This is a genomic window from Methanosarcina sp. 1.H.T.1A.1 (assembly GCF_000979295.1).
GTDB lineage: Archaea > Halobacteriota > Methanosarcinia > Methanosarcinales > Methanosarcinaceae > Methanosarcina.
Window position 1 is genome coordinate 1 of record NZ_JJQY01000153.1, and the last position, 7,289, is coordinate 7,289.

Below are 7,289 nucleotides of genomic sequence, written 5' to 3' on the forward strand. Positions count from 1 at the left end.
AGATGTGTATAAGAGACAGCCCTTACCGTGCCAACATTATCCTCCTTGTCAATGTGCCTAACAGGATTACTTCTGATTGGGTTACTTCTGGCAGGGTTACTTCTGACTGGGTTACTTTTTTATTCTTTTTTTTGGAGTGGCGAACATTAGAAACAAAATCCTAATTTGACAATTTGTATGCTTCCCAATTTAAGATAACATCCTCAGTGTTTACGAAGCTCTTCAGGCAGGTACCAGAAAAAAATGAAGGGGAAAATGACACTGCATGGCAATACCGTATCGTCATTTCCTCCTGAACACTGAAGCTCTTTTAACCGTTCACTTTTCCTGCGTGTGCTCCGAAATCCAGTCCCCTATTACTTCTAAAGCAGTCGGAGAGATTGTCTCTTCAATAGCTGAGTACTCAGAGGGGGACCCGGTCTGAGCGGTCTGGAATATATGATTGAGCCCTGGCAGTTCTTTTACCGTGTAGTCCTTATTGCCTCCTGCTTTGAGAGCTTCTTCGATAGCACGGAGGTTCTCTTCAGGCGGCACCTGAAGGTCTTTTTCGCCGTTTATCGCAAGGACCGGGCATTTCACCTGCATCAATGTCGGTCTGGGGTCGTATGTCAGGAAAAAGCGCATCCAGGGCGATACCAGCGTCTGAACCTGAGCGTTAACCTGAGCGTCAAGGTCAGCTTCAGAGTAGTTTGAATTCTGTTTGTCTTCTTCGCTCATGTTTGCCCGCTCATCCATTATAAGCTTGCGAAGTTTTTCCGCGGCAATTGTATTATTTTGTTCCTCTTTTATCACAGAGTACATACTTGTCATAAGGGCATTATTCCGGGTAATAGTCTCATTGTCTGCCCCTTCTGCCCTGGAAATCAGGTCACTCTGCAACAGGATAATTTCTTCCCCGGTAATGCCAGGGCCTGCCATCAGTACGATGAATGCAACATCAGGAGACTGCACTGCTACTATTGGGGCAATCAAACCGCCTTCACTATGCCCTATCAGCCCGATCTTGGTCGAGTCTATCTCTTCGCGGCTCTTCAGGTATTCAATTCCAGCGAGCACATCCCCTGCGAAATCCTCGGTCGTGGCCTGCGAGAAGTTCCCGGTTGACCCTCCAATGCCCCGGTCATCGACCCGGAGCACGGCGATACCCTGACGTGTCAAATAATCCGAGAGTACAAGGAAGGGGCGGTGGCCAAAAACCCCTTCATCCCGGTTTTGCGGACCGGAACCGGTTATGAGAATTACTGCCGGAAAAGGTCCCTCAGACCGGGGAAGGGTTAACGTACCTGCCAGCTTTACTCCTGCTGCTGTATTTTCATAAACGACTTCTTCTTCATCATATGGATAGGGTTTTACAGGGTCCTGTTCCCTGCGAATTTCAGGTTTTTCATCAATACGGGAAAGCACAAGTGGAAGAGCTGATCCTACCTGTTTCCACTCTCCTTCTATGGTTTTTCCGTCTTCTTTAAGTGTCCCTTCAAAAACTCCCCTGACGGATTTCACTTCAAGGCGCAGATCCCCATCCTTATAGGTAACTGTCTCTACAGGTATGCCGTTTACTCCCTGGTCAGGGCTGTCCATAGTGGCAGTCGGTAAATCCCCAGGCCCGGTAGAGATGTTAAATAGAATTCTTAATTCGTTACCTCCCTGAACCTCTAGGCGTCCCATCCAGAGGCCTTCGATGTCTTCGATGTTTCCAATTTCCTCTTCAGACATGTTATCGCCTTCAGACATGTTATCGCTTTCAGAGATGCATCCTGAACCTGTTACAGTCACAATAACAATCAACAAAAAAAAACAAATTCCGATTTTACGATTCATAAAAGACTCCCTTTGAACAATTATCTATAAAATTTATTATTGAGTATGGTTTTTATCTATTTATGGTACTAAGCGACTTTTCCATTTAACATTGTTCATTTTTTAGATTATCGAAATAGTGGGTAGATCCGATATCTTCTATGGCTTATTTAAAAAGTCATAATCTCGAAAGAAAAATGAAAAATCACTGGATCATGGAATTGTGTCGTTAGAGTATCTGTTTCGCCAAAATCAATATCTAAATAAATATCAATCGAAGGATTTTGGCGTACGGAACAGTTACCTTGACTTTACCTATAAATATAATTTAATTCTTTTAACCTGCTTTCAGGAACGTCTTCTTTCAGGAGTGAGAAAAGCATTCTATCAAAATATTTTTCCCCCACAAGCCAGTATTTTCTTTGTATGCATTCAGACTGAAAACCTGATCTTATCATCACCTTCTCTGATCCTGAATTGTCCCGGGCACAATCGCCTGTAAGCCTGAATGCATCTATAACATTGAAAGCGTAATGTACTAAGAAATCACAGGCAGTAGTACCATATCCTTTTTTCCACTGAGTATCATCTATCTGATACCCGATCAGATAATTCCCATTAGTGAATTCTATTGGAAGCAATGCACACTGACCTATAGATTCGCCGGTACTATTTTTCCTGATGGAGAATATATGACAATCCGGTATTTTATCTTCCTTTAAAGAGTCCTCTATTGATTTGACCAGCGGGGAAAAGTAAACCACTGTGTCTTCTTCTTTATTTGGCCCAAAAAACATGTATTTGCATACACTTTCTTTTGAAAGCATTGATGCTATGTCCTTTAGGTCTGCCTCCACACAATAGCTGAAAGATATGTCATCCTTGATCCACTTTGTTTTCATTGTGATCCCTTGATCGCATAATAAATATTTGTGCCCCAAACTTATCAGTTTTTTAGGGCCCTTATCGAAGCAGGTACTCTACCCGACTCAGTTCCAAAATCCAGTGATAAAAGTAAGTTTAATACCATTATATAAAATATATAATTATGTACTTATTATATAATTTTACGGCACAAACATGGTAACGGTAAATTTTTACCTTAATAACTTTTCTGAGCTCCCATTCTTTTGGAGTTTTTGGCAGAAAGTAAAAGAAAAGAAAAGAAAAGAATCTTATTGAAAGGACAAAAAAGATAACAAATCCATTTCTGATTAATCTCATCGGGTTTTCCGGACTGCTTATTTCTGGCAGCTCGGATCCCGGATATTGTATTTAAGAGCAGCAGCTTATCATTTTTAATTTCTTATTCCGTTTTTTATTTATTATTCCGTTTGTTTGGTCACGATAGAGCTCTTAATGTTACAAATTTACTGTATTTCCGGTTTGAGGACATCTTTAATCTTGATAAGCTGCTGTTGAGAGGGTTGGCTTTCAGGTAGTGATTGTTTTTTTACTTCTTTGCACCTTTGGACGGTTTGCTGTCAGCTTTTGCGTCCTTCTTTGCAGCTTTTGTCGGTGCTGGAGCTTTTCCACAAGTAGCTCCTGTTTTCTGAGTATCGCCAATTGTTTTTGTCATAAATAAACACCTTTATATCCGTATTTTATATAAGTGCTTAATTATATTTGCTGAATCATATTAATCGGTTTATTTATTGGATATTTATTAGTACCCAACTAAATATTCACTTATTCAAGAAACTCTTATAATACTAACTTACCAAACTATGATTGAACTTACTAAATTATATTCGAATTTGTTAATCCATAATTCCTAATTAATCTATGATGGATTTAAGAGCAGCAGCTTATCCTTTTTTAATTATTATTCCGTTTTTTAGTTATGATAGAGGCTCTCAATGTTACAAATTTACTGTATTTCCAGTTTTAGGAAGTTTTGAATCTTGATAAGCTGTTGCTGAGAAGGTTGGCTTTCAGGTAGAGATTAATTTGTTCTTATTTCTTTGAACCTTTGGACGGTTTGTTCTCAGCTTTTGCGTCCTTCTTTGCAGCTTTTGCCGGTGCTGGAGCTTTTGCCTGGATTTTTCCACTGGCTGCTCCTGCCTTCTGAGTATCACCAATTGTCTTTGCCATAACTAATCACCTCTGATACAATTTTTTATATAAGTACCAATTATACTCTCTTAAATATATATATTAGTTTCTTACCAAAACATTTACTTATTAAAAAAACTCATATAGAATCAACATATCAAACTATGATTGAACTTACCAATATCTGATAAATCCAGGCTGGTGATACTATAGCCTCAGACAATTTAATTCCAAAAAACAGGCTGTTGGAAAGAATGGATGAAACACTAAACGGCACGGGGAACAAGGAATAAATGCGACTGTATTAATCCATTATTTCGTAATGTCGGTGGTCACGGAGTCTCGAATGAATAATGTGTAAATACTGAAGTATAATTATTTAAGTCCGAAACTATAAAAACGGTTTTAAAATGATTCAGAACGGGTTTTATTATGAGTCTTATAAGGTTTCTTGAATTATTGCTCATCCGGACTTGATTTATGCAAACCCGTTCTGAACTGCCGTTAATCCTGTTATTCAGTGATAATGTCTACAAGTTCCAGCCTTTCTGATTCGCCTTTTACTGCCATCTCCAGAACCGGACCTGTTCCGGCAGCATAATATTTGTTTTCCTCGATGCCAGGTTCAAGCGGGGTCCATTCTTTTGTTTTCAGGCAATCCTCAAAAGAACCGTAAGCAACGGTAACCGATTCGTTCAGAGAGAGAACTTCAGCCATATCTTCTGCTTCACCGGCCAGGTACTCCTGCCGATAAGTATCGCCGACCTGAGGGTTTCCTTCCATTAGAATTCCAGGTTTGGCTCCGTCAACGCCAGCTTCCCAGGAACCTTCGGTACTTATGAGTTTCCCGTCTTCATATTCTCTGGAATCTTCCCCGAAGTACCAGACATTCCCATCCCTGTCCTGAGCGTACCAGTCAAAAGTCTCTTCGGTCAACTCCCCATCTTCAAATACCCGGTCCCGGACAACAATTGTATTTACTCCCATTACCGTCCTGGTTTCATTGGTTACAAAAACCTCATCTCTTATCGTTTCTTCTTCAGACTCACCTTCATAGACAAAAGTTGTGCCCGGAGTCAACGGAAAATAAGGATTGTCTATAATCTCGACAAAATCATCAGGATTAATGACAGGATTATATCCACTTTCCCCTTCAGTTTCCACTCCCTCTTCAGTTTCCACTCCCTCTTCAGTTACTCCTTCAGTTGTCCCTTCAGTTACTCTTTCGTTGGTTTCTTCAGTTACCCCTTCGGTTACTCCACCTTCTGTTTTATTCATTGTATCTTCTTCAGGTCCATTTTGAGAACAGCCGGAAGCAAATAACATCGTTGCAATAAGCACTACAGTTACAAAAAAACTGAATCTTTTAATTCTCCTCACCCCAGTTGTTTAATTTTAAAAAATTATTGATATATACTCGACCCAGCTATGCAATGATACATTCATCAAATTATACAGCCATCAAATGATACATTCATCAAATGATACATTCATCAAATTATACAGCCATCAAATGATGCAGTAATATATATTATAAATAACATATTTTATTAATATGATGTAAGAAGTTTGGAGAAGAATAAACCTTATCTTTTTCCTCTCAACTTTCCAACTACGCCGGAGAAATCAAGCTCTTTTTCAGATGTTTCTTTTTCCTGCTCTCTCTTTTGTACCCTTTCCAGTCTTCTATCCACTATGTATTCTCCAATAGGAGTGACAAAACCAATCAGTATCCCCAACCCTATAAAAATATAAATAATTGTAAAAATCTTCCCGTAGTTGGTTTCGGGGGTAAAATCTCCATACCCCACAGTCGTCAGGGTGATAACCGAAAAATAGAGCGAATCAAGCCAGCTCCAGCCCTCAACAGAATGGTAGAAAAAAGTACCTATTGCAAGCGTCAGCGCCGCGATATACAGGAGGGATCGGAACTTCTCGTCCTCAAGCATCTTTCTTAGCACTCTTAAAAATGCCAGTAAAGTTAAGAGAAACGGAATCGTAGTCTTTTCTCCCCCAACAAATTATATTATCCAATTCCAGATACATCTGAGCGAGCAAAACCCTGAGCTCTTCAAAGTTGGAACTCTAATGGTGAAAAATTGGTTCGTAACCTCTCCCCAACTATATATTTCCAATCATGGCTTAAAAAGACATCTATGAGGGAGTAAGCCCGTGATTTATTCCTTTTGAGAGAATAAACACAGGTAACACAGGTTATCAGAAACTGCTGGTCCTTAAAAACACCGGCATTCGTTGCGATCCCATTTCCTGAAACCTTTCCCGAGAAGGTACAGTGCAAAAGGAACCAGCAACAGATCCACAAGCGCATAGTACGGACCAAACATGGACAGGATTATATTAAGCATCAGGAGCGGCATGACTGAAAGCGTATAAATGGCAAAGGTCTTTCCGTTGTAGAGGTTAATAGAGGGGGAAAGCCCTGTCAGGTAAATGAGTACAGAAACCATATAAAATGAGATCGTAATGAAGAGCAATAGGGACGGGACCAGGGAAGAAGGATCTTTTTTAAGGGCTAGCAGTGTAAGAATTACAACTGGGACCAGGTTGAGAATAAGGTAGCTGTTCAGTTTGCTCTTTATCATGTCAGAGGCTTTCAGGGGGAGAAAGGCATAGGAAGCAAAAATATCGTACTCGGTAAGCCAGTTGTACATTGAAGATGAAAGCACGCCGAGCACCAGGGCAAAGAGTGTAAGTGTGCTCAAAGCCGGTATAACCTTTCCGAGAGCGGATAGCAGTGTCCAGACAAGCAGAAGAGGCAGCACGAAAGAGAATATTATTTTTCCGAGCCCTCCTTCACTTCTTTTAAGGTCAATGGAATCTTTTGCAACAAAGGCTGCATATCTGTATGAACCCAGATACCTGCAGAGCTTTGAAAAGGAATTGGAAAAGCTCTTTTGAGCCTGTGGAAAGTCGATTTTCAGGAAAATCAGCGACAGAACTGAAGGAACAAGGATCAGAACACCGGAAAGCAGAAGCTGGTTTTCGGACTGAACAAGGAAAAAGGAAAGGCTTGGAAGGTCATAAAGGGTACCCTGGTTAAGGTTTCCTGAGATATGGAGCAGGAGAACAGAAGCAGCAAACAGGCAGAAAAGCGAGATCTTTCCTGAGTGTGCATAAACAGTAGACATGAAGAATATTGCAGAAATCCCGATCATAAAGGAAAGGGAAAGGGTCAGAAGAAGAGTCATAAGGGTTGAAGGAGCACCGAAATTGCCCGCAGGGACAAATTCTGCAGCAAGGGCAAAGCCTGTGACGAAGGGCAGGATGTAAAAGATAAAATAGTATACGATATCTTTTCCCAGGAAATTGGCAAAGATAAACCTTTCAGAAACAGGAAGCACTCTCGAAGAATATGCAATCAGGCTTGCCTGCCCGAAGCGGCGGTTCATTAATTCGCGGCCCATAAGCCCGAAAGC

At 40.7% G+C, this 7,289-nt stretch carries 7 protein-coding genes; all 7 read right to left on the reverse strand.

The features are described 5' to 3' along the window. Positions 1-318 precede the first annotated feature (318 nt). Positions 319-1,818, reverse strand: a complete 1,500-nt coding sequence (locus tag EO95_RS15975; protein ID WP_235283065.1) for a S9 family peptidase — start codon at positions 1,816-1,818, stop codon at positions 319-321. A 290-nt stretch (positions 1,819-2,108) separates the two neighbouring features. Further along, the gene (locus EO95_RS15980; protein WP_048136404.1) at positions 2,109-2,699 is read right to left on the reverse strand and encodes a GNAT family N-acetyltransferase; all 591 of its coding nucleotides are present in this window, start codon (positions 2,697-2,699) and stop codon (positions 2,109-2,111) included. A gap of 551 nt (positions 2,700-3,250) precedes the next feature. After that, positions 3,251-3,376: a hypothetical protein gene (locus EO95_RS18535; protein WP_268767918.1), complete on the reverse strand. Its 126-nt coding sequence runs from the start codon at positions 3,374-3,376 to the stop codon at positions 3,251-3,253. 377 nt (positions 3,377-3,753) lie between these two features. Further along, positions 3,754-3,891: a hypothetical protein gene (locus tag EO95_RS17770; RefSeq protein WP_156164085.1), complete on the reverse strand. Its 138-nt coding sequence runs from the start codon at positions 3,889-3,891 to the stop codon at positions 3,754-3,756. Positions 3,892-4,365: 474 nt separating this feature from the next. Next, the gene (locus EO95_RS15990; RefSeq protein ID WP_156164086.1) at positions 4,366-5,130 is read right to left on the reverse strand and encodes a hypothetical protein; all 765 of its coding nucleotides are present in this window, start codon (positions 5,128-5,130) and stop codon (positions 4,366-4,368) included. A 308-nt stretch (positions 5,131-5,438) separates the two neighbouring features. Continuing rightward, complete coding sequence (locus tag EO95_RS15995; protein ID WP_048136406.1) at positions 5,439-5,801, reverse strand: potassium channel family protein; 363 nt, start codon at positions 5,799-5,801, stop codon at positions 5,439-5,441. 285 nt (positions 5,802-6,086) lie between these two features. Beyond that, positions 6,087-7,289: hypothetical protein (locus tag EO95_RS16000; RefSeq protein WP_048136409.1), on the reverse strand; the 1,203-nt coding region annotated here is incomplete at its 5' end.

Coding starts and splice junctions, on each gene's coding strand:
- EO95_RS15975 (WP_235283065.1), bottom strand. CDS start 1,818: ATGAATCGTAAAATCGGAATTTGTTTTTTTTTGTTGATTGTTATTGTG.
- EO95_RS15995 (WP_048136406.1), bottom strand. CDS start 5,801: ATGCTTGAGGACGAGAAGTTCCGATCCCTCCTGTATATCGCGGCGCTG.
- EO95_RS17770 (WP_156164085.1), bottom strand. CDS start 3,891: ATGGCAAAGACAATTGGTGATACTCAGAAGGCAGGAGCAGCCAGTGGA.
- EO95_RS18535 (WP_268767918.1), bottom strand. CDS start 3,376: ATGACAAAAACAATTGGCGATACTCAGAAAACAGGAGCTACTTGTGGA.
- EO95_RS15990 (WP_156164086.1), bottom strand. CDS start 5,130: ATGAATAAAACAGAAGGTGGAGTAACCGAAGGGGTAACTGAAGAAACC.
- EO95_RS15980 (WP_048136404.1), bottom strand. CDS start 2,699: ATGAAAACAAAGTGGATCAAGGATGACATATCTTTCAGCTATTGTGTG.